Raw genomic sequence first — 26,669 nt, 5'->3', positions numbered from 1 at the left:
GTGACGGATGATCACCGCCGCGGGACTGCTCGTCTTGGCCCTCCTGGGCCAGCCTTCGCGAACCTACTACTGGCGCGATGCCGGCGGGCAGACCCACATCACCAATACGCCGCCGCCGGCCGACGCGGAGATCCTGGAACCCCCGCCCCCGCCCGCGGTGGAGCCGGGTCGCCTCCGTCCTGCCCAGGCCGGTTCACAGAACCTGATTCCCCGCGGGTACCGGCAGGTGGCCCTCACTCCCACCCAGAAACAGGCCTGGGAGGCCCTGGACCAGCACCTGCTCCGGGCCCGGACCGCCAATGACCGGCGCACCCTCGAAGCGGTCACCGATTCCCTCATCCACGACTGCCTCTGGGGCAATGGCCTGTGGGCCATGCCCCTGGTGCCCCTCCTGGCGCTCGCGCTCATGCTCCTCATGGGCTGGTGGCTGGCCCTGGGGCTGAGCACAGCGCTCCGCCTCCCGGTGGTGGGCGGGTTCCTGATCCTGGGCCTCGCCTTCGGCCACCTGCTCCTGAACGTCTTCCTCTACCACCCCCAGGCGGCCCGCCTCCAGCAGAACCTCGAACTGCTCGAGCTCCACATGGGCGGGCGGATCCCCCGGCCCGAACGCCATGCATTCCTGCTGCAGCGGTATCAGGCTCTGGAACGAGCCGCGGAGCCCACCCAGGCGCCCTGGTGTTTCCCGAAGGAGATCCAGGCCCTGCGGGAGGCTGTGAAGCAGGTGATGGTTGACCCCTGACCTTCCGCTCCCCCTGGCGGAGAGGCTGCCGGCGCTCAGGGCCGCCGCGCACGGGGAGCCGCTCGGGCTCTACCTGCACATTCCCTTCTGCCTGGACCGCTGCACCTACTGTTCCTTCGCCACCACCCGGGATCGCGACCTCCAGCCGGCCACGATCCGGCGCCTGACGGCCCAGGTCCGGGCCTGGGGCGAGGCCCTGGAGCGGCCCGCCGTGGACACGCTCTACCTGGGCGGGGGCACCCCCTCCCTGCTCTCCCCGGGGGAACTGGCGGCGCTCACGGCCGCCCTCCGCGACGCCTTCGACCTCTCGCCCCTCGTGGAGGCTACCTTCGAGGCCAACCCCGGTACCGTGGATCTGGGTTGGCTCCAGGGGGCACGGGATCTTGGCTGGGATCGCGTGAGCCTCGGCGTGCAGGCCCTGGATGACGCCCTGCTCGCCCGGCTGGGACGGATTCACGGGGCGGCACAGGCTCTCGAGGCGCTGGGGCTGGCCGAGCGGGCCGGTTTCCGGCGGCGCAGCGCGGACCTCATGGTGGGCATCCCTGGACAGTCGCTGTCCAAAGTCATTGAAGATGCCCGCGCCCTCGCCGCCACAGGCATCGACCACATGAGCATCTACCTGCTGGACCTGGACAAAGCCTGCCCCCTGCGGGCCGAGATCGACGCCGGTCGGCTCGCCTTGCCCTCCGAGGACGAGGTGGCGGACGTGTTCGAGGCCCTCCAGGAAGAGCTGCCACGCCAGGGCCTGGCGCCCTACGAGATCAGCAACTACGCCCGCCCCGGCGGCGGGTCCATCCACAACACCCGCTATTGGGAGCGCCGCCCCTACCTGGGTCTGGGCCCCAGCGCCGCCTCGCAGATGGGCGCCTTCCGCTGGACGGAGACCTCCGTCATCCCCGCCTGGACTCAAGGCCGCGGCGACCTGGACTTCCAGGAGCTGGGCGCCGCCGAAGCCCTGGCCGAGATCCCCCTGCTGGGCCTGCGCCTTCACCGCGGCGTGGACTGGGGGGCTCTGAGGCAGAAGGCGGGGGACCAGAACCTGCGGCCCCTGGCGGATGGGTGGGAGGCGCGGCTGCGGGCCCTCGCGAAAGAGGGCCTCACGGTCTGGGAAGGCGACCGGGTTCGCCTCAGCCCCCGCGGCATGCTCATGAGCAACGGCATCCTGCAGATGTTCGTATGACGTACCTCGGCGAAAGCGCCGCCCTGCTCACCTCCGCGTGCTGGGCTCTCAATTTCGTCTGCTTCACCATCGCGGGCCGGCGGGTGGGGTCCGCCAGCGTGAACCTGGTGCGGCTGCTCATGGCATGGGCCCTGCTGGTCCTGCTGCACCTCGCCCTCTACGGCCAGGCCTTCCCCTGGGCGGCGGGCGGAACGCGGTTCGCCTGGCTGGGCGTCTCAGGCCTCATCGGCTTCGCCGTGGGCGACGCGGTGCTCTTCGAGGCCTTCGTCCTCATCGGCGCGCGGCTGGCCATGCTGCTCATGACCCTCTCGCCCATCTTCAGTGCTCTCTTGGCCTGGCTGTTCCTGGGCCAGGGCCTGAACCTCCCGAAGGTTCTGGCCATGGCCGTCACGCTGGGCGGCATCGCCTGGGTGGTGTGGGATGGCGGTGATCGCGAGCCCCATCCCCACCTCTGGCGCGGCGTGGCGCTCGGCGTCGGTGGCGCCCTGGGCCAGTCCGTGGGCCTCCTCTTCAGCCTGAAGGGCCTGGCGGGCGGCTTCCCGCCCATCTCCGCCAACCTCATCCGGGTGACCGCGGGCCTTGGCGCCCTGCTGCTCTACTTCGGCGCCAGGGACCGTCTGGGCGGAACCCTGGGGGGCTTCCGCGACGGCCGGGCCACCGCCTACATCGGCCTGGGCGCAGTCACCGGCCCCGTGCTGGGCGTGGTGCTGTCGCTGGTGGCCATCGCCCGGGCCCCCATGGGCGTCGCGGCCACGCTCATGTCCCTGTCGCCCGTCCTCCTGCTGCCTGTCTCCCGTTTCGCATTCAAGGAGAAGGTGGGCTGGCATGCCATCCTGGGGACGCTGCTGGCCTTGGCGGGCGCGGCGGCGCTGTTCTTCGTGTAGGAGTCCCGATGTCGCTGCGCAAGGATCCCGTCAGCTGGCTCTACCCGCCCATCGAGCCCACCCGGGTGCGGCGCCTGAAGGTGTCGGACCTGCACGAGCTGCATGTGGAGGAGAGCGGCAACCCCCAGGGCAAGCCCGTCATCTTCCTCCACGGCGGGCCCGGCGGCGGCACCAGCCCCAAGCACCGGCGCTACTTCGACCCGGAGACGTACCGCATCATCCTCTTCGACCAGCGGGGCTGCGGCCAGAGCACGCCCTACGCCGAGGTGCGCGAGAACGGCACCTGGGACCTGGTGGCCGACATCGAGCGCATCCGCGTGGAGCTGGGCATCGAGCGGTGGATGGTCTTCGGGGGGTCCTGGGGCGCCACGCTGGGCCTGGCCTACGCCGAGAAGCATCCGGAGCGGGTCACGGAGCTGATCCTCCGCGGCATCTTCCTGCTGCGCCAGCGCGAGGTGGACTGGCTCTACCAGGAGGGGGCCAGCCGCATCTTCCCCGACGCGTGGGAGCCCTACCGCGACGCCATCCCCGAGGCCGAGCGGGGCGACTTCCTGCAGGCCTACGCCAAGCGCCTGCTGAGCGAGGATCCGACTGTGAACCTGCCCGCCGCCAAGGCCTGGAGCATCTGGGAGGGCGCCACCAGCAAGCTCATCCCCGACCCCGACTTCATCGCCTCCTACGGCGACGAGGCCACCACCCTGGCCTTCGCCCGCATCGAGTGCAGCTACTTCCTGAACAAGGGCTGGATGGACGAGGCCCAGCTGCTGCGCGACGCGGGGAGGCTCAAGGGCATCCCCGGCGCCATCGTCCAGGGCCGCTACGACATGGTCTGCCCCATCGAGAGCGCCTGGGCCCTGTCGAAGGCCTGGCCCGAGGCCGACCTCGTCATCGTCCCCGATGCCGGCCACAGCGCCTACGAGCCCGGCATCTCGCGAGCCCTCGTCGCCGCCACGGATCGCTTCGCCGGCTGAGGCTCCGGACCCCGCCTCCCCCAGTGCGGGTCAGGCGGGGAAGACCTCCTCTTTGGCGTTCTTCAGGATGGCGACCACGGCCGGATGCACCAGCCGCCGCGCGGCGCTGATGGCGTAGACGCGCTCCTGCAGGCCCTCCAGGCCGCAGACCCGCCGAACGCCGTAGCTGCGGCAGACCTCCTCCGCCAGCGCCGCGGGCGCCGTGAAGAAGCCCTCCCCCTCCGAGCCGAAGGTCTTCAGGAGGGCGCTGTCGTCGAAGTCCCCCGCCACCACGGGTCTCAGGCCCTGGCGCTCGAACCAGGTGTCCAGGTCCCGGCGGAGCGCGGTGCCCTCCGCCGGCAGGAGGAGGGGCGCGCCGTCCAGGGCCGCGGGGAAGGCCCCTCGGTGGCGCTTGAGGAGGCCGGGCGCCGCGAAGAGGTCCACCCCGCAGACCCCCAGGAGGTGGTTGAAGGCACGGGGCGCGGTCCTCGGGGGACAGGGCACGTCGGACAGCACCAGGTCCACCTCGTGGGCCAGGAGCGCCTGCACCAGCTCGCCCAGGCGGCCCTCCCGGCAGGAGAGCCTCAGGGGCTCCTCGAGGCCCAGGGCCGGCCGGAGGAGGCGGTGGACCATGAGCTTGGGCAGCACGTCCGAGACGCCCACGACGAGCCGTAGCGGCCGCCCCGTGGGCCGGCCCTTGAGCTCGCCCTGGAACTCCCGTCCCAGCGTGAAGATCTCGTCGGCGTAGCGGTAGGCGAGGCGGCCGGCCTCGGTGAGCCGGAGGCGGCGCCCATCCTTCTCGAAGAGCCGCTCCTCCAGGCGCTCCTCCAGCTGGCGGATCTGGGTGCTGAGGGCGGGCTGGCTGACGTTCAGCTCCTCGGAGGCCGCGCGCACCGAGCCCAGGCGGGCCACCGTCCAGAAGTAGAGGAGATGGTGGTAGTTCAGCCAGGCCATGCCGGGAATATATCCAAAAAATGGAATGATTCTTTAGAAATTATAAATTTGATGGAACCTATCCCAGGCCGCATCTTGTCCCTGCGCCCCACGGGCGCCAGGGAGGGGGACGATGAGGATCGAGGTTCGAAGCGCCGGATTCACCACCAGCGAGGCGCTCCGCGCCCACCTGGAGCGGCGGCTCGGGAGCGCCATCGCCCGCCGGGCCGACGGGATCCTGCGGCTGGTGGTGCGGATCCGCGACGAGAACGGGCCGCGGGGCGGCCTGGACAAGCGCTGCCGGATCGAGTTCGAGCTGCGCGGTGGCCCCCGCCAGGTGGTGGAGGCGGTGGCCGGAGACTTCTACGCCGCCGTTGACGCCGCGTCCCGGCGGCTGGGCCGCGCCGTGGACCGCGCCCTGGACCGGCCCCTCGCCTGACCGGAGGAGACGACATGGAATCCATCGGTTCGTTCTGGATGTGGGCCGGCTTCCTGGCCTTCGTCCTCGGGATGCTGGCCCTGGACCTGGGGGTGTTCCACCGCCGGGCCCACGCCGTCTCGGTGAAGGAGGCGGCCATCTGGAGCGCGGTGTGGGTCGCCCTCGCCCTGGCCTTCAACGGCCTGCTCTGGGCCGGCTTCGGCGCGGAGCGGGGCATGGCCTTCCTCACCGGCTACCTCATCGAGAAGGCCCTCAGCGTGGACAACATCTTCGTCTTCGTGCTGATCTTCGGCGCGTTCTCCGTGCCCACCGCCTACCAGCATCGGGTGCTGTTCTGGGGCGTCCTGGGCGCGCTGCTCATGCGGGCCGTCTTCGTCGCCCTCGGCTCGGCCCTGATCGCCAGCTTCCACTGGGTGATCTATCTGTTCGGCGCCTTCCTGGTGGTCACCGGCCTCAAGATGCTGCTGCTCCGGGACCAGACCTTCGATCCCCGCGCCAATCCAGTGTTCAGGCTGTTCCGCCGGCTGGTGCCGGCGGTGGAGGCCTACCACGGGCCCGCCTTCACGGTGGTCCAGGGCGGCCGCCGGTTCGCCACCCCGCTGCTCCTGGTGCTGGTGGCCGTGGAGCTGACCGACCTGGTGTTCGCGGTGGACAGCGTGCCGGCCATCTTCGCGGTGACCCAGGACCCGTTCATCGTGTTCACCTCGAACATCTTCGCCATGCTCGGCCTGCGCTCGCTGTACTTCCTGCTCGCCGGGGTGGTGGGGAAGTTCCATCTCCTCAAGGTCGGCCTCAGCCTGGTGCTGGTCTTCGTCGGCGCCAAGATGCTCCTCTCCGAGGTCTACAAGGTCCCCGTCGTCTGGAGCCTTGGGGTGATCGCCGGCCTGATCGGCGGCGCCATGCTGGCCTCCAGGCTGGTCCCGCGCCGCGAGGCGGAGGCCCGGTGAGCCTTGCGATTCCGGCGGCCTCAGCCCTTGGACCGGTGCTTGAGGTGGTCGTACACGAACCACGCCACGCCCGCCACGAGGAGCGCGCCGATGGCGGCGTCGAGCTTGTGGAAGTACTGGCCCAGGGTGTTCCACTTCTCGCCGAGCTTGTAGCCGATCCAGGCCAGCCCCAGGCACCAGGGGAGGCTGCCCACGAAGGTGTAGAGGTGGAAGCGGGTGCGGTTCATGCGGGCGATGCCGGCGGGCAGGGCGATGAAGGTGCGCACCACGGGCAGCAGGCGGCCGATGATGATGGCCTCTGAGCCGAAGCGCTCGAAGAAGCGGTGGGCCTGGTCCAGGTGGCCCGTGTGCAGCCAGATGTATTTGCCGTACTTCTCGATGGCGCGCCGGCCGCCCCAGGCGCCCACCTCGTAGGCGGGGATGCTGCCCAGGTTGCAGCCCAGGGCGCCGAAGATCCCGGCGATCCAGATCTGCGCCGCGGGGCTGCCGGCACCGAGGCCCAGGAAGGTGAGCTTGCCCTGGAAGGCCAGGTAGCCCGCGAAGGGCATGATCACCTCGCTGGGCAGGGGGATGCAGGCGCTCTCGATGGCCATGAGCAGCATGACGCCCAGGGGCCCCATGGCGGCCATGAGGGCCACCATCCAGGCGATGATCGGGGCGAGGAGCTTCTGCAGCATGGCGGCGTCCCAAAAGAACGAGTGTACCGGGCGGGTAGACTGGGGTCATGTCCGAAGACCTCGTCCGCAACCGCAAAGCCCTGCACAACTACCACGTCCTGGAGACCTGGGAGGCGGGGATCGCCCTGCAGGGCACGGAGGTGAAGGCCCTGCGGGCGGGCCTGGGCCAGCTGCAGGACGCCTACGTGGACGCCGTGGCCGGGGAGCTGTGGCTCAAGCAGGCCCACATCTCGCCCTACGAGTTCGGCACCTACGCCAACCACGACCCGCTGCGCCCCCGCAAGCTGCTGCTGCACAAGGCCGAGATCACCAAGATGACCGCCAAGGTCGTCCGCAAGGGCCTCACCATCATCCCCCTGGCCATCTACCTGAATGAAAAGGGAACGATCAAGGTCAAGGTGGCCCTGGCCGAGGGCAAGGCCGTGGGCGACAAGCGCGAGGCCCTGAAGGCCCGCGAACAGAAGCGCGAGATGGACCGCATCCGCAAGGGCGCACGGGAGTAGGCGCCAGAGAATTTTAATGGAGGTGCCGGTCCCCTGCCCGGGGGACGCAGTTTCCCGTGCCCAGCCTGCAGCGCGGAACGACACTGGGCCCGGTGAACCCCCTCCGTGCAGGCGGCACATGGAGCAGCCATGAGACAGGCATCGGTCGCTCTCCAGGGAATCCTCTCGGTCCTCGTCCTGGGTTGGCTGGGGTGCGGCGGGGGCGGATCGGGGGGTGGATCCTCCTCCCATCCGCCGACGCTCTCGAACCTCTCGGTCACCCCCACCGCGCTGTACCAGGGGCATGGCGGGGGGACGGCCACCGTATCCGCCAGCTTCGACTTCACGGACATGGGGGGCGACCTGTCGACCGTGAGCCTCGTGATCAAGAACGGGGCCGGGACCACGATCCAGTCCATCAGCGAGCCCATCACGGACGTGACGGGCGTGACCCACGGCAGCCTCTTCGGCCAGGTGACGATCGGCACCACCCAGGCAGACACCTACAGCTTCCAGATCACGGCCTCCGACAAGCAGGCGTCGGCCTCCCAGGCCCTGAACGGGACCTTCCGGGTGGCGCCTTCCCCCTACACGGCCCTGCCGGCCATGCCCACGTCCCGCTACCGCGTGGCCACGGCCACGGTGGGTGGCGTGATCTACGTCCTCGGCGGCGGAGACTCCCTCGGCAACCACTTCACCACCGTGGAGGCCTTCGATCCGGCCACGGGCCTCTGGTCCGCCCGGGCCAGCCTGGCCACGCCGCGCGATCCGGCCGTGGCGGGCGTGATCGGCGGGAAGATCTACGTGGCCGCCGGGGGCTTGAGCCGATCCACGGAGGTGTTCGACCCGGCCACCGGACTCTGGACCACCGTGGCCCCCCTGCCCACCGAACGCCAGGGCGCCTTCGGCTGCGAGCTGGGCGGCCGCCTCTATGTCGCGGGCGGGAACCAGGGCATGGATCTCACCACAGTCGAGGCCTATGACCCCGTCCTGGACGCCTGGATCACCTGCGCGCCCCTCCCCGTCGCCCGGTCCTGGGCCAGCGCCTGCGCCCTCAACGGAAAGCTCTACGTGGTCGGCGGGTACGCCGGGGGGACCGTGAACCCCTGGCTGGCGCGGGTGGATGTCTACGATCCCGCCACCGACACGTGGTCCTCCGCCCCGCCCCTCCCGGCCGTCTCCGGGGTGTACCAGCACGCCGTCCTGGCCCTCGGCGGCCAGGTGGTGGTGCTCGGGGGCGCCAACGCTGAGCCGGCCCTCACCACGGTGTGCCGCTTCGACCCCGGGAGCGGAACCTGGACGCAGGGCGCCCCCCTGCCGAGGCCCCTGGCCCAGTACGGCGCCGGCTCGGCCTTAGGAAAGGGCTACCTCTTCGACGGCCTGGGCACCCTCGCCTACGACCCCGCCAAGGACCTGGGACCCCTGAACTAGGCCCGGTCCCAGCCGCCCTGCGCGAAGCGCGCGAGCTTCTCGTCGCTGGCTCGGAGGGCCAGGGCGCGGGCCACGAAGCGGCCGATGGGGTCAACCTCCAGGTTCACCGGGTCGCCGGGGCGCATGGTGGCCAGGGCCGTCCGCGTCACCGTCTCGGGGATGAGGGCCACGGTGAACCATGCCGGGCCGCAGTCCACCACCGTGAGCGAGATGCCCTCCACGGCGATGGAGCCCTTGGCAGCGGTCATGGGCGCCAGCTCCGGGGGCATGGCGAAGCGCCAGATGCCTTCCGCCACGCCGCCCTGGACCTGGGGTCGCGACAGCAGCTGTCCCACGCCGTCCACGTGGCCGGAGACCAGGTGGCCGTCCAGGGGATCGCCCACACGCAGCGCCGGCTCCAGGTGCAGGGTCGCGCCCAGGGGCAGGCGGCCCAGGGTGGTCTTCGCCAAGGTCTCCTCGCTGAGGTCCGCCTCCCAGGCCCGGCCATCGACGGCCACGCTGGTGAGGCAGGCGCCGTTCACGGCGATGCTGGCCCCCAGCTCCGCCCGCGCCAGCAGGTCCGCCGGGGCCGCGATGCGCAGGCGCGCCCCGCCGGTCCGGGAGGACCGGGATTCAAGGGTGCCGAGATGTCGGATCAGACCGGTGAACATGGCAGAGCTCCGGATCCATCATCGCGCAGCTGGCGACTCCAGGCGGCTGTTCCGCGAGCCGAAGAAGAAGTAGATCACCAGCCCGATGCCCAACCAGCCGAAGAAGCGGTACCAGGTGAGGACGGGCAGGCCCTTGGCGATCCAGAAGCAGCCGAAGATCCCCAGCGGCGCCACGAGCCACGCGAAGGGCATGACGAATTTCCGGGGGGCGTCGGGGCGGCGCTTGCGCAGGATGAGCACGGCCGCGCAGACGATGACGAAGGCGAAGAGGGTGCCGATGTTGGCGAGCTCCACCACCTCGTCGATGTTGAGCAGAGCGGCGGGGATGGCCACCAGGAAGCCCGTCAGCACCGTCGCCGTGGAGGGGGTCTTGAACCGGGGATGGACCTTGCCGAACCAGGAGCCCAGGAGGCCGTCGCGGCTCATGCTCAGGAAGATGCGGGGCTGGCCCACCTGGTAGACGAGGAGGGCGGCCGTGGTGGCGATGACGGCCCCGAAGCTGATCACGGCCGCGATGCCCGTCATCTTGTGTTCGGTGAAGATGTAGGCCAATGGGTCCGCGATGCCGCCCAGCCGGGTGTAGTGCAGCATCCCCGTCACCACCAGGGCCACGGCGGCATAGATGACGGTGCAGATGACCAGGGAGCCGAGGATGCCCCGCGGCAGGTCGCGGCCGGGGTTGCGGCATTCCTCTGCGGTGGTGCTCACCGCATCGAAGCCGATGAAGGCGAAGAAGATGATGGCCGCGCCGGCCTGTATTCCCCGGAAACCGTGGGGCACGAAGGGATGCCAGTTGCCGGGGCTGATGAACTTGACGCCGAGTCCCACCACGGCCAGCAGGATGATCACCTTGATCACCACCATGACGCCGTTCACCCGGGCGCTCTCCTTGATGCCGATGTAGCAGAGCCACGTGATGACCGCGGTGATGATCACCGCGAGGAAGTTGATGGTGATGGGAAAGCCCCCCACCGTGGGCGCGCCCTTCAGCACCTCCCAGTTGGCGAAGGTGGCGCCACCACTGATGAGTCCCGCCTTGGCCTGGGCCAGGGCGTGGAGCTTCGCGCCCAGGTCCATGGCGGGCACGCCCTGGGCCAGCTTGAGGGCGCTGCGGGGATCCATGCCCAGCCACCCGGGGATGTCCACGTGCAGCACCGTGGAGAGGAAGCTGCGGGCATAGTCGCCCCAGGAGATGGCCACGGCCACGTTGGAGATGGCGTATTCCAGCAGCAGGTCCCAACCGATGATCCAGGCCATCAGTTCGCCCAGCGTGGCGTAGGCATAAGTATAGGCGCTGCCGGACACGGGGATCATGGAGGCCATCTCGGCATAGGCCAGGGCGGTGAAGCCGCAGATGACCGCCACGATGAGGATGCTGAGCACCAGACCCGGTCCCGCAGGGAGGCGCCCATCGGCCATGTTCCCGGCCGCGGCAGTGCCGATGCTGGAGAAGATGCCCGCCCCGATGATGGCGCCGATCCCGAACATGGTCAGGTCGAAGGCCCCCAGGTTCTTCTTGAGCTGGTGCTCCGGCTCCTCGGCGCTGGCGCGGAGCTGCTCCAGGGATTTCGTGCGAAGGACGCGTTCCAGCATGGGGGGCCTTGTGGGGATGAAGGACCATGCTAGCAGGCGGATTTCCGATCCCATGGCGGGGTAGGCTGGAGCCATGAGCACGAAGCAGGAGCGAAGTGCCACTTTGGCGCAGCCGAAGCCAGAAGGGCGCGGCGCAGGGAGGCTCCGCCTCGGCAAGCGGAGTGCGCCGGAGCACGCGAGGCGTGCATTAGGCGGAGGTGCCGCGTGAGGCTCTGGAGCGACCGCCGCCTCCGCCTCTCCCTCACGGGGCTGGGCGTGCAGTGCCTGCTGGCCCTGCTGGCGGTGGGCGCCTTCTCCGTGAACACCGGGAACAACCTGCTCTACCTGGTGTTCTCCTTGATGCTGGGCCTCTTCCTGGTCTCGGGGGTCTTGAGCCGCCGCGCCCTCCAGGGCCTCCGGATCGCCAGCCTCGAGGAGGGCAACCTCTTCGCCCGCGTCCGGGGCGGCCTCCGGCTCCGCCTCCAGGACCAGGGCCGGAACCTTGGCCGCGGCCGGATCCGGGGCCTGGAACTCCACCTCACCCTGGAGGACGGCCAGGTGGAGCCCGGCTTCCTGGGCCGGTCCACCTCCGATGGCGAGATCCTGGTGGTCCTCCAGGCCCGCGCGGGCCACCGGGGCTGGACGAAGGCGCGGCGGCTGGAGCTCCGCACCCGCTTCCCCTTCGGCCTGGTGGAGAAGGCCCGCTTCATCGACCTGGATCAGGACCTGCTCATCCTCCCCCACCCCCGCACCCCGCCCGCCTCCCCGGTGGGATGGCGGGGCGAGGGCCATCGCACCGTCACCCAGGAGGGAACCAGCAGCCCAGAGGGGGCACGCCCTTGGCGGGCGGGCGATCCCCCAGGCCGCGTCCACTGGAAGCGCACGGCCCAGCGGAGCCAGCTCTGGGTGCGCACCTTCCACGAGGAGCGTCCCCAGGGCCTGCATCTGCGGCTCGACCTCACCGCCTGGACCCCGGGCCGGCCCTTCGAGCGGGAGCTGGAGCGCCTCTCCGGCGCGGTGCTCCAGGCCCGCCTCCAGAAGCGGGAGGTCAGCCTGGAGCTCCAGGGCCCCCTGGAGACCCGGGAGGTGCGGGGGCATACCTCCTGCTGGCGCGCCCTGGCCCTCGCCCAGGCCGAGGGTTCCGGAGACCCAGCGGCCCCCGGGAACCTCCGCTAATCTGAACGTGACGGAGGCGCCGGTGTTCGACGATCCCCAATCCCCATCCTGGACGCCCCTGCTGGAGGCGGCCTGGAAGGCCCGGGCGAATGCCCACGCCGCCTACTCCCACTTCCAGGTCGGGGCGGCGCTGCTGACCGCCTCGGGCGACATCGTGGCCGGATGCAATGTGGAAAATGCCGCCTACCCCGTCACCCTCTGCGCCGAGCGGGGGGCTCTCAGCGCCGCCGTGGCTGCCGGCCTGCGCCCGGGAGGCCTGGTGGCCGCCGTGGTGGTGACGGACGTGGACCTGCTGACGCCACCCTGCGGCGCCTGCCGGCAGGCGCTGGCCGAGTTCGCCGAGCGGCTGCCGGTCCTCCTGGCCAACCGCCATGGCCGCGAGCTTCACCGCCTGGAGGATCTGCTGCCCCACAGCTTCACAGGGCGCAACTTCACTTAGACCACAGGATCTATCCAAGTGGGCCCCCGCCGCCTACACTTTCCGAACCGTCAGGCATCTTGAGGAAGTGAATGGCCATTGATCGCGTCAAAGTCAAGAAGGAAGCCGACAAGCTCTTGACGGCGGGGAAGGTCGATCGGGCCATCGAGGAGTTCCACAAGCTCGTCGAGGACAACCCCAAGGACTACGCCACCCTGAACCAGATCGGCGACCTCTACGTGCAGATCGGCCGGGCGCGGGAGGGCGTGGAGATCCACAAGCGGCTCGGCGGGGCCTACGAGCGGGACGGCTTCCACGCCCGGGCCGCCGCCATCTTCCAGAAGGTGGTGCGCAACGCACCGGAGGACATCGACGCGGCCCAGCGCCTGGCGGACCTCTACCGCCAGATGAACAAGGTCACCGATGCGGTGAAGGTCCACCTGCAGGTGGCCGAGCACTTCCAGAAGAAGGGCCTCATCAAGCGGGCCCTGGAGGAGTTCAACAAGGTCGTCGACCTCGACCCCAAGAACCTGAAGATGAAGGTCAAGCTGGCCGACCTCTATAACAAGGAGGGCATGAAGGACCGCGCGGCGGGCATCTACCTGGAAGTGGCCGAGTCCCTGGCCATGGAGCAGATGCACGGGGAGGCCAACCAGATCCTCGAGCGCGCCAAGTCGATGATCTCCACGCCCCACGTCTTCCTCACCCAGAGCCGGCTGGGGGTGATCCAGGGCGACTATGCCCTCGCCGCCCAGCACCTGCGGGAGGGACTGGTCAGCAACCCGCGCGATACGGAGCTGCTGGAAGCCCTGGCGGAGATCGAACTCCGCAGCGGACACCCCGACCGTGCCCTGGAGGCCCTGGGAGAGATCGCCCAGCTCCCGGAAAAATCCCTTCCGCTGGCCGAGAAGGCCCTCCGCAACCTGGTGAATGCCGACCGCGGCAACGAAGGCCTCCGGCTGTTCGCGCCCATCGCCCGCGAACTGGCCCGCCGGGGTTCCGGCGACATCGTCGGCCGCAGTCTCCGGGGGGCCATGCAGAGCGCCATGAGCCTCGAGGCCTGGGTGCTGCTCGCCGAGATCGCCCACCAGAGCGGCAACCGGACCGACCAGGTCCATGCCCTGCAGAATGCGTACAGCCTGGCCCACCAGGCCAATGACCAGTCCCAGATCGGGCAGCTCGCCAACCAGCTCCGCGGGTTGGGCGTGGTTCCCGATGCCTCGGCGCCGCCGCCCAGCCCGCTCCAGCCCGGTTCCTCCGCGGGCTTCCAGGCTCCGGCGATCATGGAGACCACCCTTCAGGGCGGGGGGGACACGGAGCTGGATCCTGTCCGACGCCTTCGCATCGAGCAATTCTCCCGGGAGGCCGAGGCCCTGCTGCGCGGCGGCAGCCACGACCGCGCCGTGGAAAGCTACAAGAAGGCCCTGGAGCTCGATCCATCGGATCTCGCGATCATCGAGGCCATCGTCGCCGTGCACCGGACCACCGGGCACCTCACCAAGGTGCAGATGCAGTACGTGCAGAGCGCCCAGGCCCTCAACCAGCTCGGCAGGAAGCGCGAGGCCGCCCAGCTGCTGGACATGGCCGAGCAGCTCTTCCCGGGATCGACCCGCATCCACCGCCGGACCCTGGGCCTGCCCGAGCCCGGCGCCCGCCTGCCCGAGCCTCCGCCCCCTCCGCCGGTTCCCGCGCCGGCCCCACCCCCGCCGCGACCGGCCATCCCCCTCGCCGCCCCCGCGCCCCCTCCGGCCCCCGCTCCCATCCCCCTGCCAGAACCCCAGCCCGAGTCCCTGCCCGAGCCCTCCCTCTCCCTGGAACAGCCCATCGAGCTGGAGCTTCCCGACCTTGCTCCGGCGCCGCCGGCCAAGCAGCCGCGCACCCCCTCACGGGAGGCCATCCCCCTGGGTGAAGGCCTGCCCGTGCTGCCGGAGCCCATCCTTCCGGCCGCGACCCTGCCTTCGGCCCCCACCGCAGCGGCGGTCCCGCCTGCTGCGCTCGACGCCTCCGACTTGAGCTGGATGGACGAATCGCTGTCCGACCTGAGCGCCGGAGCGGAAGCCGTCTCCTCTCCCACGCTGCAGCTCCCCCCCATGCCCACGGGCGTCCTCTCGCCGGAGGTCGTCGAGGCCCTGCCGCCGCTCTCGGCCGGAGAGCCCTGGGCGCCCCCGGCGGAGCCGGCCCTGCCGGATGAGCTGGGCGGCCTCCTGGGCGACATCGACTTCCAGCTGGACTACGGAAGCCCGGAGGAGGCGGAAGTCGAGATCCAGGCCGCCCTCAAACAGTTCCCCGGGCACCCCGAACTGGAAGCCCGCATGGAGCGGGCCTCCATCGCCCTCCAGAAGCTGGGCCACGCCCCCAAGGCCAGCGCCCTGGAGGAAGGCGACTTCGCCAACTCCTTCTTCGACCTCACGGACGTGCTCGGCACCGCCCTGCTGGACACGGGCGAGGGCGAGGAGATGCACGACGCCACCCACGTGGTGGAGAAGATCCAGAGCGTCGACGAGTTGTTCAGCGCCTTCCGCGAGGGCGTGGAGAAGCAGGTCAAGGGCGACGACTACGACACCCACTACAACCTGGGCATCGCCTACAAGGAGATGATGCTCATCGACCCCGCCATCGAGGAGTTCAAGATCGCCATGGGCGACCCCGAGCGGACCCTCGAGTGCTGCTCCATGCTCAGCATCTGCGAGCAGAGCCGGGGCGATCTCCAGGCCGCCGTGGACTGGCTCCGGCAGGGCGTCGAGGCCCCCGGCTTCCCGCCCGAGGACAGCATCGGCCTCCGCTACGACCTGGCCGAGATCTACCTCCAGCAGGGCCAGGCCGCCCTCGCCGCCGCCGAGTTCAAGGCCGTCCACGAGATGGACCCCGACTACCGCGACGTGGCCGCGAGACTGGCTTGATATTCTCCGGGGGTTCCGCGCTGCGCGCACACCCCCGGTCCCCCGCGCCCCCGCCCAGCGAAGCCGGGCGAGGGCTTTCACCCTGCTTGCCCACCCGCTTCCCCTCGGGCCTGGCGTGAGCTAGCTCACTACCCGGCTGCCGCTGGCGCCCCAGGGCTGGAGGGCCTGGAGGGCGGGCTGGACGGGCTTGCCGGGACGCTGGAGCTGGGTGAGCTCCAGGGCGCCTTCGGGGGTGGTGAGCCAGGCGCCCTCCTTGCCCCAGAGGAGCTGGCCCGGGTCGCGGTAGCAGGTGCGCAGGGCCCCCACGCCACAGACCTTGAGGGGCTGACCCTCCAGCTGCAGCTCGGATCCCGGCCAGGGCCAGAGGGCCCGCACCTGCCGGTGGAGTTCCGCCGCCGGGCGGTGCCAGTCGAGGTGGCCCATGTCCTTGCGGAGCTTCGAGGCGTAGGTGGCCTCCTCGTGGCGCTGCTCCACGGGTCGGCCGCAGCCGCAGAGCAGCAGGGGCAGCTGATCCATGAGCAGCTCGGCCGCGTCCCCCGCCAGGGTGGCCAGCAGGCTCTCGGCCGTGTCCCCATGGCCGATGGCGCGGCGGGACTGCGCCAGGATGGGCCCTTCGTCCAGCCCCGGGGTGAGGCGCATGAGGCTGACACCCGTCTCCTCGTCCCCCGCCAGGAGGGCGTGGTTCACCGGCGCCGCGCCCCGCCAGCGGGGCAGCAGGGAGAAGTGCAGGTTCCAGACGCCGTTGGGGCAGGAATCCAGCATCCAGCCGGGCAGCAGATGGCCATAGGCCACCACCACGGCGAGGTCGATCTTCAAGGATTCCCACAGCTCGCGGGTCTCCGGCGCCTTCCAGGTCGGGGGCTGGTGGACGGGCAGGCCCAGCCCCAGGGCCGCCCCCTTCACCGGCGGGGCCTCCAGGTGGCGCCCCCGGCCCGCAGGCCGGTCGGGATTGCAGAACACCGCCTCGATGCCTTCCTCGGCCAGGGCCCGCAGGGCCGGGACGGCCGCGCGGGGAGTGCCAAGGAACGCGATGCGCGTCATCCCCGGGCCTGTTTCTGGTACTTGCGCTGGATGACCTGGCGCTTGACCGGGCCGAAGTACTCCACGAAGAGCCGGCCGCGCAGGTGGTCGATCTCATGGCAGAAGGCCCGGGCCAGCAGGTCCTCGCCCTCCAGCTCGTGCCAGCTGCCGTCCTTGGCCCGGTTGCGGATGGCCACCTTCTGGGGGCGCTCGAGCACTTCCCGGATGCCGGGAATGGACAAGCAGCCCTCTGGCCCCACCTGGCTGCCCTCGGTCCGGACGATCTCAGGGTTGATGAGGACCAGCTTCTGGGCCGGATCCTCCCCGCAGGAGCAGTCGATGACGGCCAGGTTGAGGTTCACGCCGATCTGCGGCGCCGCCAGGCCCACACCCTCCTCGTCGAGGGCCGTTTCGAACATGTCGGACACGAGCTGTTCCAGCTCGGGGGTCCATTCCCCCACATCCTCGCTGTTCTTCTTCAATCGGGGATCGCCCCAGGTCAGTACGGGCAGGACGGCCATGCATTCGCTCCAGCATTCCAGTGTAATCCATTGCCGTTCCCGAGGTAATCTGGGAGGTCCGTGCTCCGGAGCCCCGCATGCTGCGTTCCTTCCGCCAGGTCTTCAAATCCAACCGCACGCCCATGGCGGCGGTCATGATCGTGGTCCTCCTGGGCCTGGTGGCCTATCTGGCCCCCTCCGGGCGGGTGGATACGCCGGATACCGTCGTGGCGCGGGTCTATGGCCGCGAGGTGCTGCTGCGCGACCTGGCCGAGCACATGCAGGAGCTCTACCAGCGCTACGGCAAGCAGGCCAGCCCCGAGGCCCTCAAGCCCTTCGTCCAGTCCCAGGCATTGAAGGACCTCATCAACCAGAAGCTCATGGAGGAGCTGGCGGAGCGGCACCATGTGGTGGTGACGGATGAAGAAGTGGGCGCCCGCCTCCGTGCCTTCCTGAAGCAGTACCCCGTCCTCCTGGATGCCAACGGCAACCTGAAGTCCACCGCGGAACTGAAGCAGATCTTCCAGGACACCGGCTTCAACCCGGCCATCCAGGAGCGGAACCTGCGCAGCGAGCTGCTGCGCACCAAGCTCATTCAGCAGGCGGCCGTCCAGGTGCCCGTGGATGAGGCCTGGCTGGCGGTGGAGAACCGGCTGCGCAACGAGAAGGTCGCCTTCCAGCAGGCCACCCTGGCCGTGGACCCCTCCGCCGTGGCCGACCCCGGCGACGCCCCTCTCGAGGCCTTCTACAAGGCTGGCGGCCAGCGCTTCCTCCAGCCCCCCCGCCGGGTGATCCAGTACGTGGCGGTGGACCGCGCCGCCCTTGGCAAGGACCTCCAGGTGGACGACGCCACCCTCAAGGCCGCCTTCGAGTCCCGGAAGAACGATTTCATCGAGTTCAAGGCCCGCCACATTCTCTTCAAGGCCGAAGGCGACACCCAGTTCCAGGAGGCCACGGCCAAGGCCGAGCTGCTGCGGGAGCGCCTCGTGAAGGGGCAGGACTTCGCCAAGGCCGCCGAAGAGCTCAGCGAGGATCCCAGCGCCAAGGGCAACGGCGGCGACCTGGGCTGGTTCAATGCCTCGAAGATGGTCAAGCCCTTCTCGGATGCCGCCGCGACGCTCAAGCCCGGCGAGATCAGCCAGCCCGTGCGGACCGTCTACGGCGTCCACCTCATCAAGCTGGAGGGCCGCCGGGAGAAGCGGTTCGAGGAGGTCAAGGACCAGCTGGCCCGCGAGATCTCGGAGGACCGTTTCAACGCCCGTGCCCAGGAACGCCTGGAGCAGATCCGCAAGCGCGCCAACGGGGGCGACCTCGGAGCCGCGGCCAAGAGCTTCGCCAGCCAGGCCCAGCTCAGCCAGCCCTTCAGCAACGAGCCCGGCGCCCAGTCCGAAGGCCTGCCGGAACTGCCCCAGATCGCCGGCGAGGCCTTCCGCCTGAAGGTGGGCGAGGTCTCCAAGCCCATGCGGTTCGCCGATCGCCACATCCTCTTCCGCGTGCAGGAGGAGCTGCCTGAGGCCGTGCCGCCCTTCAAGGAGATCCGCGCCAAGGTGCTGACCGCCTACCGCCTGGAGGAATCCCGCAAGCAGGCTCTGGCCAAGGCCGAGCAGGCCATCAAGACCGGCGGCATCCAGGCCGTGGGCCCCGTCTCCGACCAGACCGCGGCCCCTCTCAGCGGCCTGCGCGACCTGGTGTCCCACCCCGGCATCCGCAAGGCCCTGCTGGACACCCCCGTCGGCCAGACCACGCCCCTGCTCTGGGCTCCGGACGGCAAGCTCTGGGCGGCCCGCATCGTTTCGCGGGAGCCCGCCCCGGCCCTCGACTTCGAAAAGCGCCGGAGCCTCATCCAGGAGGTCCAGACCTCCGAGGCTCAGAAGCTCCTCTCCGCCGAGCTCCAGTCTCTGGACCAGGAAGGCCGCCTGCGCCCGGGCCTCAGCAGCTTCTGGGGCCACTTCGGCGGCATCTACGTGAACGCCAGCGCCGTGCAGGTGCCGGTGGAGGAGTAGCTAACAGCTATCGGCTGTCAGCTGTCAGTGACTGATAGCTGATAGCTGGCGGCTCCATCGCCCGATCGCACAGGACCTCCACAGCCGCCTGATCGTGGCTGGCCAGGAGGAGGGCCGTGCCCTCGGCCTTGAGGTCCAGGAGCAGGGCCAGCAGGTGGCTCGCCAGGGTCGCATCCAGGGCCGAAAAGGGTTCGTCCAGCACGAGCAGGGCCGGTTCCAGCATGAGGGCCCGTCCCAGACAGAGGCGCTGGGCCAGGCCCCCGGACCAGGCCCCGGGGTGCTGATCCAGGGCCGCCTCCGGGAACTTCACGCGCGCCGCCATGGCTGCCGCAGCCTCCCGGCGGGCTGACTCCGTGCCCCGATTCCAGATCTCGAGGGGCTCCTGGAGGATTTCCCAGCCCGTGCGGTGGGGCGGCAGGCTGGCCAGGGGATCCTGGAATACCGCCTGGATCCGGGGCCGGCGGACCCGCCGTTCCCGCTCCGGCAGGGGCGACCAGGGCGCGCCCTCCAGGAGGATCCGGCCTTCCGTCGGTTCCAGCAGGCCCAACACGAGGTTCAGCAGGGTGGTCTTTCCCGCCCCGCTCGCGCCGACCACGCCCAGGGCTTCCCCCTGGGCGATGGAAAAAGAGACACTCCTGAGCACATCCTTCCCCATGCGCTGAAGGCGCAAGCCTTCAGCGCAAAGGACGGGCCCTTCCCTCAGCGGATCACCTCGGCGCCCAGGTAGGGCCGCAGGGCCTCGGGCACCACGATGCTGCCGTCGGGCTGCTGGTAGTTCTCGAGGATGGCCACCCAGGTGCGGCCCACGGCGAGGCCGCTGCCGTTGAGCGTGTTCACGAATGCGGGCTTGCCTTCCTTCCCCTTCACGCGGATGTTGGCGCGCCGGGCCTGGAAGTCGCCGAACCAGCTGCAGGAGCTGATCTCCCGATAGGTATTCTGCGAGGGGAGCCAAACTTCGAGGTCGTAGGTCTTCTGGCTGCTGAAGCCCATGTCCCCCGTGCAGAGCAGCACGCGGCGGTAGGGCAGGCCCAGGGCCTCGAGGATGGCCTCGGCGTTGGCCGTGAGCCGCTCCAGCTCCGCCTCCGCGTCATCGGCGGCGGCGAAGGTCACCAGCTCCACCTTGTGGAACTGGTGCTGACGGATGATGCCCTTGGTGTCCTTGCCGTAGCTGCCCGCCTCGCTGCGGAAGCAGGGCGTGAAGGCGCAATGCCGCAGAGGGAGGGTCTCCGCCGGCAGGATCTCGTCGCGGTAGAGGTTGGTGACGGGGACTTCCGCCGTGGGAATGAGGTAGAGGGGCGCGCCGTCCCCGCGCGAGGTCTTGAAGAGGTCCTGCTCGAACTTGGGCAGCTGGCCCGTGCCGTACATGCTCTCGGCGTTCACCAGGTAGGGCGGAATCACTTCGGTGTAGCCCGCCGCCGTCTGGCGGTCGAGCATGAAGGCGATGAGGGCCCGCTCCAGCTTGGCGCCCAGGCCCTTCAGCACCGCGAAGCGCGCGCCGCTCAGCTTGGCGGCGCGGTCCAGGTCCAGGATGCCCAGGGCGGTCCCCAGCTCCACATGATCCTTCGGCGCGGCGATCGAGGGGACCTGGCCCCAGCGCTTGACCTCGACATTCGCATGCTCGTCGCGTCCCGAGGGCACGCTGGCGTGGGGCGGGTTGGGGATGACGGCCAGGAAGTCCCGGAAGGCGGCTTCGATCTCGCGCTCAGCCGCTTCCAGGTCCTTGAGCTTGTCGCCCACCTCGCGCTGCTGGGCGATGAGGTGGTCCGCGTTCTCCTTGGCCCGCTTGAGGCGACCCACCTCTTCGCTGACGCGATTGCGCTCGGCTTTGAGGGCCTCCGCCTCCTGGAGCGCGGCCCGGCGCCGCTGGTCCAGCTCCTGGTAGCGCGCCCGATCCAGCGCGTAGCCGCGCTCGGACAGGCGGACCGCCACGGCATCGAGGTCGTTGCGCAGGAGGTTGGCGTCGATCATGGTGGGGATTCCCGGAAACGATCAGTTTAACTTGCTCCGAACGGGCCTTGGCGCGTTCGGAGAAGGCTCAGGCCTGCGCCCAGGCTCCCTCCGGCATGGGCTCTCCGGCCCAGGCCACCCCGAAGGCCTCCCGCACCGCCTCGATGCCGCCATCGGTGCCCAGGACCAGGCCCATCTTGGCCAGGGCCGCCCAGCGGGTGTGCAGGCCGCCGGAGATGGCGCCCATCGCCTCGATCTGCCGCCCCAGCTCGTAGGCCGAGAGGTCCACGCCGCCGTAGGGGCACTGGGAGATCACCACCACGGGCAGCCGCCGCTGTCGTGCATCCTCCAGCATGGCCCGGAGGTCCGCCCGGCCCATGGGCAGGTTGCCTGCGCCGAAGGCCTGGATCAGGACCGCCCTGGCGCCCGCGGGGGCCAGGCTCCAGGCCATGCCCGGGTGGGGCGTCAGGGTGTGGATGGCCAGATCCAGCCGCTCTCCCACCCCCTCCGGCACCTGGCGGACGAACTGGCCCACGTCGGGGCGGAGGCGGATTTCCGCCCCGATCTCCGCCAGGGGCGGCAGGTTCGGGCTCTGGAAGGCCTCGAACTGGTGGACGCTCAGCTTGTCGGCCGCCACCCCGCGGATCCAGTGGGTACCGAAGCAGATCCCCACCTCGGGGATGCCGCGGCAGGCCAGGTCCACCGCGTTGACGAGGTTGCTGCGGGCGTCGCTGCGCACGAAGGCCAGCGGGCGCTGGCTGCCCGTGATGACCACGGGCTTGCCCAGGTCCGCCAGCAGGAACCCCAGGCAGGAGGCCGTGAAGGCCATGGTGTCCGTGCCGTGGATGATCACGAACCCGTCAAAGTCCTGGGCCGCGGCCCGCACGCGGGTGGCCAGCGCGAGGATGTGCTCCGGCTCCAGGCAGGAGGAATCCTGGTTGAAGGGCACCTCCACCGAGAGCTTCGCCATCTGGCCAAGCTCCGGCACCTGCTCCAGCAGGTGGTCCAGGAATCGCCCCGGCGCCAGCGAGGCCGGTTCCCCGCTGGGCATCATGCCCAGGGTGCCACCCGTGTGGAGGAGGAGGATCGTCCGCATGCTTCCACCCTAATCGAAACGGGCCGGACTTCTCCATCGGGCACGGCGCACCGTCTGTGCTCTGGTCCATGGTTGGCCCACGCCCCTTCCGGATGGTTAACTGGACCGGGACCTTCGCCAGCTCATGCGCCGCATTCCCCGCTACCTCCAGCTGATCGCTGGCCGCTATCTCCGGCGGCTGCTGAGGGGGCGTCTGTCCGGCCGGCAACTGCAGACGGCCGTGGAGACGGCCATCGCCACCCTGCCCATCCAGGAGAAGCTCCTGGTGCGCGAGGGGGCCCTGCGCTCTGAGACCCTGAACCGTCAGCTGGCCTGGGCCATGGCGTTCATCGCCGGGGCGGTGAACGCCGGCGGTTTCCTGGCCGTGAGCCACTACACCTCGCACGTGACCGGCGTGGTGTCCTCCATGGCCGATGAGCTGGCCGACGGGGACCTGGCCACCGCCTTGGCGGCGCTGGCCATGATGCTGAGCTTCCTGGCGGGGGCCTTCGTCTGCACCACCCTGATCAGCTTCGGCCAGCGCCGGCGCATGCGCAGCCGCTACGCGCTGACCCTCGTGTTCGAGGCCCTTCTGATGATGGTCTTCGGACTCATGGGCAACCGCCTCCAGCAGGAGATCCGGTTCACCCTGCCCAGCACCGTCATGCTGCTCTGCTTCATCATGGGCATGCACAACACCGTCACCTCCATCATCTCCGGCGCCGCGGTGCGCACCACGCACCTCACGGGCACGGTCACGGACATCGGCATCGAGCTGAGCCGCCTGACCTACGTGAACGTCCACCACCGGCACGGCCGGGAGCGCATCGTCGCCAACCGCCAGAAGCTCACGCTGCTCCTGCTGATCCTGGTCTCCTTCATCGTCGGCGGCGTGTCGGGGGCCCTCGGGTTCCGGCACATCGGCTTCAAGGTCACGGTGCCCCTGGCCCTGTTCCTGTGCTTCCTCGCGGCCCGTCCCCTGCTGCTGGAGATGCGCCTCCTGCTGCACCGCCTCCGCCGGCAGTGGGATCCGGACCACACGACGCCGTGACCTCCGGCCCTCCCCGGGCCGCCGATCGCTGGCTACAAGGTGGATGACCGCGGAACCTGCAATGCGGCCTACAGCGCGACCACGGCCGCCTTCAGCTCGTCGAAGCCCTGGTCGCAGGTGCAGCTGATCACCACGGCGCACTGGCCGGGCTGGCTCGGCGGCAGCTGGACCTCCCCGTCGAAGTGGCCATCGCTGGCCGTGCGCCCGCTCAGGAGGCTGGTGGCCTTCTTGAGGCTGGACACCAGCTTCACCGAGACCTCGGCATCGGCCACGGGGCTCTGGCTCTGGCTGAGGCGGGCCTGCAGGCGCACCCGGAAGGGGGCTCCGAAGGCCGGCTTCAGGGGCTGGTCCAGCACCAGCTCCAGCGTGTCCACATCGCCCTCCAGCTGGAGGAACTCGAGGATGGCCTGGTCCAGGGGGCGGTCGTTGAAGGCCTGCTTCTCCAGCAGGTCCGGCGGCGTCTGGTCGTACTTGCCGTTTTTGATGTCCCGGATCACCGCCCGGTGCTGCTCATCCATGCGCTCCTGGACGGCGACATCGGACACGGGCGGGGTCGAGATCAGGTCCTCGTAGGAGGACCGGTAGTTGTCCAGGATCTCGCCGCCCACGTAGATGAGGGTCTCGATCTTGGGATTCGACATGCCCTTGTCTTCGGTCTGCACGTGGTAGACGCGGTTCCCATGGCGGACATCGGTGTTGTAACCGGTGATCATGGGAGGGACCCGGAAGACGAAGTGGCAGGGCGGTTCATGAACCTACCTTTGCAATCTTCCAGCCAGTTCCGGCATGACTTCCCAGGCGATCTCGCGGATCACCTGATCGCCCATGCGGGCCACCAGGGCCTTCACCAGGGCATCCATCAGCGCAGGATCGGCCAGGAGCGCCTGGACCTGGGCGGGCGTGAGGGCTGCCTGCCCGGGTGCGGCAGGCGCCTGCCCAGGCGCGGCAGTGGCCGCCTCCACCGGGGCGGCCAGGACGGGCATGACTGGCGCAGCGGGCGGCGCGAACGGGACCACCGGCGGAATCCCGGCGACCGGGATCGCCGGAAGGGGAGGCTCCAGGACCGGGACCGCCTGGGGTTCCGGTGTGGCCTGATGAGGAGACGGGTGAGGGGTCTCGTGAGCGGGCTCGTGAGCCTCCTGCGACCGCCCCAGCAGACCGGCGGCCCCGGCCGCCAGGCCGGCGAAGGCGACGCCCGCCGCAGGGAGGACGGAAGGACGCTCGGCCGCGGCGGGCGGTTCGGGCAGGGGTGGCAGCTCGAGGGTGCCTCCCAGGTCGTCGAGGGCCTCGAGGCCCGAGAAGGCCGGCAGGCTTTCCTCGACCAGGGCCTCCGCCGGGGCAGGTTCGGGGGCAGGTTCGGGGGCGGGCTCAGGCAACGAGGCAGCCACCGGGGGAAGCGCCGGAGGGACCGGCAGGGACTCGGCCGCCGCAGGGATGGCGACCGGCAGCGAGGGGAGCGACTCGGTCGCCAGGCCGTGAAGGCTATCCAGGTCCAGTTCTTCCAGGTCGAGGTGGACATGGGCCACGGCCGGGGGTTCGGAGGCCAAGGCGGAAATCGGCGCAGCCATCGGTTCGGGAACCGGTGCGTGAATCGGTTCAGGAGTCGGCACGGGGGCCGCCAGGACCGCCACGTCCTCGGGCCAGAGGTCCTCGGCCGTCAGGACCAGCAGGTCATCCTCGGCCGTGTCGACGAGGGTGATCTGGGGAGGCTCGGGGCCCGCATCAAGGGCCGGCAGGCTGATGTTCGGAACTGGGAAGTCGGCCTCCAGCGCCGGAGGCGGGAGGTCGGGCGTAAAGACCGGTCGGGCAATTTCTGCGGTCTTCGCAGGCTCCTGCATCGGAGGGGCCACGGCGGCAACCGGTGCGGCGGCAGGCGCGGCAGCCACCGGCGCAGCGGAGGCGACCGGGGTCGCCAGCAGCGCCTTCACGCGGTCCGCCAGTTCCCGGAGTTCGATGGGCTTCTTCAGGAAGCCCTGGATGGGGGCCTGGGCCAGCTTGGCCGGGTCCACGGGGTCCAGCACACCAGCCATCATGGCGATGGGAAGGCGGGCGGTGGCCTCCATCTCCCTCATGCGGGCCAGAAGGGCCCACCCGTCCATGCCGGGCATGGCGGTATCCACCAGCGCCACGTCGAACCGTTCGCCCCGGGCGAACCGGTCCAGGGCCTCGGCAGCGGAGTCGACACAGACCACTTCCACATCCGTGGGAGCCAGCAGGGATTCGGCGATGCGGTGGATGCTGGGATTGTCGTCCACGAGGAGGAGGCGGGGCATCTGGTTACCTCGGGAGGCCGGGAGGAAGAAAGAGTGGCTGGGCACAACGCTACCAGAAATCTGCACTTCCAACGCAAGCGAATGGGCCGGAGGCGTGTCTGGAATCTGACGCTAGCGCAACAGCTTCTTCAAGACCCGTACCCGTTCCACTTCCACCAGGCGGACCAGCAGGACCCGGTCCCCCACCCAGATCCAGGCGACGCCCAGGGGTTCGCGCAAGGCGACCTCGGGGCCGCCGGGCAGCCAGCCCTTGACGGAGGCGCGCAGGTTCAGGGCGGCGCGCCAATCCGGACGGAAGGCCTCGTTCAGCGCCTGGCGCTGGCGCTCCGGCGGCAGGGCGCTCTCGTTCCACCGCTGGTCCCAGGCATCGAAGGCCCCGTTGTCCCGCCAGGCCCAGGCCGCGTCCCAGGCGGGCCAAGGCAGCGCCCCCTCGGGCACCGGGGTCCAGTCCACCCCCGTCACCGGGCTCGTGCGGCGGGTCATCCCCTCGTCGGCGAGAGGCAAAGCCAGGGCCATGCGCTGAGGCGGGTGGGCCGTGAGCAGCCCCGGCCCGGCGGCGGCGCGGCGCCACCGTCCCTCCTTCAGAATCCAGGCGGCCCACCCCTGGACGCCTCCGTACCAAAGGCGGTCCGCCCGCGGGAACCAGAGGCGGTCCCCCGTGTGCCAGGGCAGCTCGATGCGGGCCCCGGGCAGGTCCCGGCCATCGTCCGACAGGCCCTCCACCTTCGTGGCCAGACCCCGGGGCGGAGGGGGGAGACCCGCTTCGTCCCAGGCGGCGAGGGTGGCTTCCCCCAGATCGGTCTCCAGGGGCAGGACGCCGACCAGAAGGCGGGATTCCGCCCGGGGATCCGGTTTTTCGAAAAAGCCCAGCAGCACGGCCTTCCCGTCCCAGCTGAACCGGCTCCAGGGCCCGGACTCCGTGGACCAGATCACCCGGCCCTCGGGCACCTCCAGCAGCCGCGTCTCGTAGCGGCCGTCTCCCATCTGGAGGGTGACCAGCAGGCGGTTGCCCTTGCCCGGATCCAGCCGGGCGGAGGAAAGGGGGGCATCGAATCGGTACCGGCGCCATTCCAGCCCGCGCCAGAGGACGACCTCGCTCCGTCCCTGGGGACCGTTCAGGGCCAGGCCCTGGTCGCCCAGGTAGGGCGAGGCCGGCTCCCAGGGCGTCCCGAAGCCGCCTTCGAAGGGCCAGGGCTCGGACTGGTCCGGATCCAGGGCCCCCTGGAAGCGGGGCGCCCAGCCATCCTCCAGCCTCAGCTCGGCGAGGGTCTCGCTCCCGCCAAAGCTCATCACCGCGGGGGCGTCCGCCGCGCCCACTCCGCCCGAGGTCACCGGACGCGGCGCCTGCACCACCGCGAAGAGCAGCAGCATGGCGGCGATGAAGAGGGTGGCGATGATGTACCGTTGTGGGATCACGATGGG

Annotated in this window: 25 protein-coding genes; 13 read left to right on the top strand and 12 right to left on the bottom strand. The window is 70.2% G+C overall.

Annotated elements, in window-relative coordinates; translation table 11 throughout:
* Positions 1-7 precede the first annotated feature (7 nt).
* Genes ML539_RS09050 through pip form a run of 4 tightly spaced genes read left to right on the top strand, consistent with a single transcriptional unit; the run spans position 8 to position 3,774 of the window.
* Positions 8-739 carry a DUF4124 domain-containing protein gene (locus ML539_RS09050; protein ID WP_243322709.1) on the top strand — a complete coding sequence of 244 codons (732 nt, stop codon included), beginning with the start codon at positions 8-10 and terminating at the stop codon, positions 737-739.
* Positions 729-1,919 carry a coproporphyrinogen-III oxidase family protein gene (locus ML539_RS09045; RefSeq protein WP_243322708.1) on the top strand — a complete coding sequence of 397 codons (1,191 nt, stop codon included), beginning with the start codon at positions 729-731 and terminating at the stop codon, positions 1,917-1,919. The genes ML539_RS09050 and ML539_RS09045 overlap by 11 nt, the downstream gene beginning before the upstream one ends.
* Positions 1,916-2,803: a DMT family transporter gene (locus ML539_RS09040; RefSeq protein ID WP_243322706.1), complete on the top strand. Its 888-nt coding sequence runs from the start codon at positions 1,916-1,918 to the stop codon at positions 2,801-2,803. Before ML539_RS09045 ends, ML539_RS09040 begins: the two co-directional genes overlap by 4 nt.
* Positions 2,804-2,811: 8 nt before the next feature.
* Positions 2,812-3,774: a prolyl aminopeptidase gene (gene pip, locus ML539_RS09035; protein ID WP_243322704.1), complete on the top strand. Its 963-nt coding sequence runs from the start codon at positions 2,812-2,814 to the stop codon at positions 3,772-3,774.
* A 30-nt stretch (positions 3,775-3,804) separates the two neighbouring features.
* On the opposite strand, the gene ML539_RS09030 is transcribed toward pip, so the two are convergent.
* On the bottom strand, positions 3,805-4,707 hold the full coding sequence (locus tag ML539_RS09030; RefSeq protein ID WP_243322702.1) for a LysR family transcriptional regulator: 903 nt from the start codon (positions 4,705-4,707) through the stop codon (positions 3,805-3,807).
* 112 nt (positions 4,708-4,819) lie between these two features.
* On the opposite strand from ML539_RS09030, the gene ML539_RS09025 reads away from it, so the two are divergent.
* Positions 4,820-5,125: an HPF/RaiA family ribosome-associated protein gene (locus tag ML539_RS09025; RefSeq protein WP_243322699.1), complete on the top strand. Its 306-nt coding sequence runs from the start codon at positions 4,820-4,822 to the stop codon at positions 5,123-5,125.
* Positions 5,126-5,139: 14 nt separating this feature from the next.
* Complete coding sequence (locus tag ML539_RS09020) at positions 5,140-6,072, top strand: TerC family protein (RefSeq protein ID WP_243322698.1); 933 nt, start codon at positions 5,140-5,142, stop codon at positions 6,070-6,072.
* A 20-nt stretch (positions 6,073-6,092) separates the two neighbouring features.
* Here ML539_RS09020 and ML539_RS09015 read toward each other — a convergent pair whose 3' ends face one another.
* Positions 6,093-6,749, bottom strand: coding sequence for a DedA family protein (locus ML539_RS09015; RefSeq protein ID WP_243322697.1), 657 nt, complete (start codon positions 6,747-6,749; stop codon positions 6,093-6,095).
* A gap of 47 nt (positions 6,750-6,796) precedes the next feature.
* On the opposite strand from ML539_RS09015, the gene smpB reads away from it, so the two are divergent.
* Positions 6,797-7,252 carry an SsrA-binding protein SmpB gene (gene smpB, locus ML539_RS09010; RefSeq protein WP_243322695.1) on the top strand — a complete coding sequence of 152 codons (456 nt, stop codon included), beginning with the start codon at positions 6,797-6,799 and terminating at the stop codon, positions 7,250-7,252.
* A 129-nt stretch (positions 7,253-7,381) separates the two neighbouring features.
* Positions 7,382-8,662 carry a kelch repeat-containing protein gene (locus ML539_RS09005; protein WP_243322692.1) on the top strand — a complete coding sequence of 427 codons (1,281 nt, stop codon included), beginning with the start codon at positions 7,382-7,384 and terminating at the stop codon, positions 8,660-8,662.
* Here ML539_RS09005 and ML539_RS09000 read toward each other — a convergent pair.
* Both ML539_RS09000 and ML539_RS08995 read right to left on the bottom strand, forming a co-directional pair.
* A complete protein-coding gene (locus tag ML539_RS09000) occupies positions 8,659-9,312 on the bottom strand; it encodes a riboflavin synthase (protein ID WP_243322691.1) in 654 nt (217 codons plus the stop codon). The genes ML539_RS09005 and ML539_RS09000 overlap by 4 nt on opposite strands.
* A gap of 18 nt (positions 9,313-9,330) precedes the next feature.
* On the bottom strand, positions 9,331-10,905 hold the full coding sequence (locus tag ML539_RS08995; protein WP_243322688.1) for an amino acid permease: 1,575 nt from the start codon (positions 10,903-10,905) through the stop codon (positions 9,331-9,333).
* A 204-nt stretch (positions 10,906-11,109) separates the two neighbouring features.
* Between ML539_RS08995 and ML539_RS15510 the strand changes: the two genes are divergently transcribed.
* From ML539_RS15510 to ML539_RS08975, 3 genes are all read left to right on the top strand, one after another.
* The gene (locus tag ML539_RS15510) at positions 11,110-12,060 is read left to right on the top strand and encodes a DUF58 domain-containing protein (protein WP_347710750.1); all 951 of its coding nucleotides are present in this window, start codon (positions 11,110-11,112) and stop codon (positions 12,058-12,060) included.
* Positions 12,061-12,082: 22 nt separating this feature from the next.
* Entirely contained in the window at positions 12,083-12,499 is a 417-nt protein-coding gene (locus ML539_RS08980) for a cytidine deaminase (RefSeq protein WP_243322687.1), read from the top strand.
* Positions 12,500-12,570: 71 nt separating this feature from the next.
* On the top strand, positions 12,571-15,378 hold the full coding sequence (locus ML539_RS08975) for a tetratricopeptide repeat protein (RefSeq protein WP_243322685.1): 2,808 nt from the start codon (positions 12,571-12,573) through the stop codon (positions 15,376-15,378).
* A gap of 120 nt (positions 15,379-15,498) precedes the next feature.
* Here the strand turns inward: ML539_RS08975 and fmt are convergent, their stop codons facing one another.
* Entirely contained in the window at positions 15,499-16,419 is a 921-nt protein-coding gene (fmt, locus tag ML539_RS08970) for a methionyl-tRNA formyltransferase (protein WP_243322683.1), read from the bottom strand.
* Positions 16,416-16,919: a peptide deformylase gene (gene def, locus ML539_RS08965; RefSeq protein WP_243295076.1), complete on the bottom strand. Its 504-nt coding sequence runs from the start codon at positions 16,917-16,919 to the stop codon at positions 16,416-16,418. Before def ends, fmt begins: the two co-directional genes overlap by 4 nt.
* Before the next feature lie 77 nt (positions 16,920-16,996).
* On the opposite strand from def, the gene ML539_RS08960 reads away from it, so the two are divergent.
* Positions 16,997-18,901: a peptidylprolyl isomerase gene (locus tag ML539_RS08960; RefSeq protein ID WP_243322680.1), complete on the top strand. Its 1,905-nt coding sequence runs from the start codon at positions 16,997-16,999 to the stop codon at positions 18,899-18,901.
* Between the two features lie 7 nt (positions 18,902-18,908).
* Here ML539_RS08960 and ML539_RS08955 read toward each other — a convergent pair whose 3' ends face one another.
* From ML539_RS08955 to ML539_RS15505, 3 genes are all read right to left on the bottom strand, one after another.
* On the bottom strand, positions 18,909-19,571 hold the full coding sequence (locus ML539_RS08955; protein WP_243322678.1) for an ATP-binding cassette domain-containing protein: 663 nt from the start codon (positions 19,569-19,571) through the stop codon (positions 18,909-18,911).
* Between the two features lie 29 nt (positions 19,572-19,600).
* Complete coding sequence (gene serS, locus ML539_RS08950) at positions 19,601-20,869, bottom strand: serine--tRNA ligase (protein WP_243322677.1); 1,269 nt, start codon at positions 20,867-20,869, stop codon at positions 19,601-19,603.
* 67 nt (positions 20,870-20,936) lie between these two features.
* Entirely contained in the window at positions 20,937-21,944 is a 1,008-nt protein-coding gene (locus ML539_RS15505; protein ID WP_279341575.1) for an asparaginase, read from the bottom strand.
* 124 nt (positions 21,945-22,068) lie between these two features.
* Here ML539_RS15505 and ML539_RS08935 point away from each other — a divergent pair, with 124 nt between their 5' ends.
* Positions 22,069-22,974 (top strand): YoaK family protein, encoded by a 906-nt coding sequence (locus ML539_RS08935; RefSeq protein ID WP_243322675.1) that lies wholly within the window; start codon positions 22,069-22,071, stop codon positions 22,972-22,974.
* 68 nt (positions 22,975-23,042) lie between these two features.
* Here the strand turns inward: ML539_RS08935 and ML539_RS08930 are convergent, their stop codons facing one another.
* The 3 genes from ML539_RS08930 to ML539_RS08920 form a co-directional block, all read right to left on the bottom strand.
* The gene (locus tag ML539_RS08930; protein ID WP_243322674.1) at positions 23,043-23,687 is read right to left on the bottom strand and encodes a hypothetical protein; all 645 of its coding nucleotides are present in this window, start codon (positions 23,685-23,687) and stop codon (positions 23,043-23,045) included.
* A gap of 42 nt (positions 23,688-23,729) precedes the next feature.
* On the bottom strand, positions 23,730-25,247 hold the full coding sequence (locus ML539_RS08925) for a response regulator (RefSeq protein ID WP_243322671.1): 1,518 nt from the start codon (positions 25,245-25,247) through the stop codon (positions 23,730-23,732).
* A gap of 111 nt (positions 25,248-25,358) precedes the next feature.
* Entirely contained in the window at positions 25,359-26,663 is a 1,305-nt protein-coding gene (locus ML539_RS08920; protein WP_243322669.1) for a hypothetical protein, read from the bottom strand.
* Between the last annotated feature and the right edge of the window lie 6 nt (positions 26,664-26,669).

Source organism: Geothrix sp. SG200, from assembly GCF_022808935.1.
GTDB classification, from domain to species: Bacteria; Acidobacteriota; Holophagae; order Holophagales; family Holophagaceae; genus Geothrix; species Geothrix alkalitolerans.
This window is presented reverse-complemented; position numbering and strand designations above follow the sequence as displayed.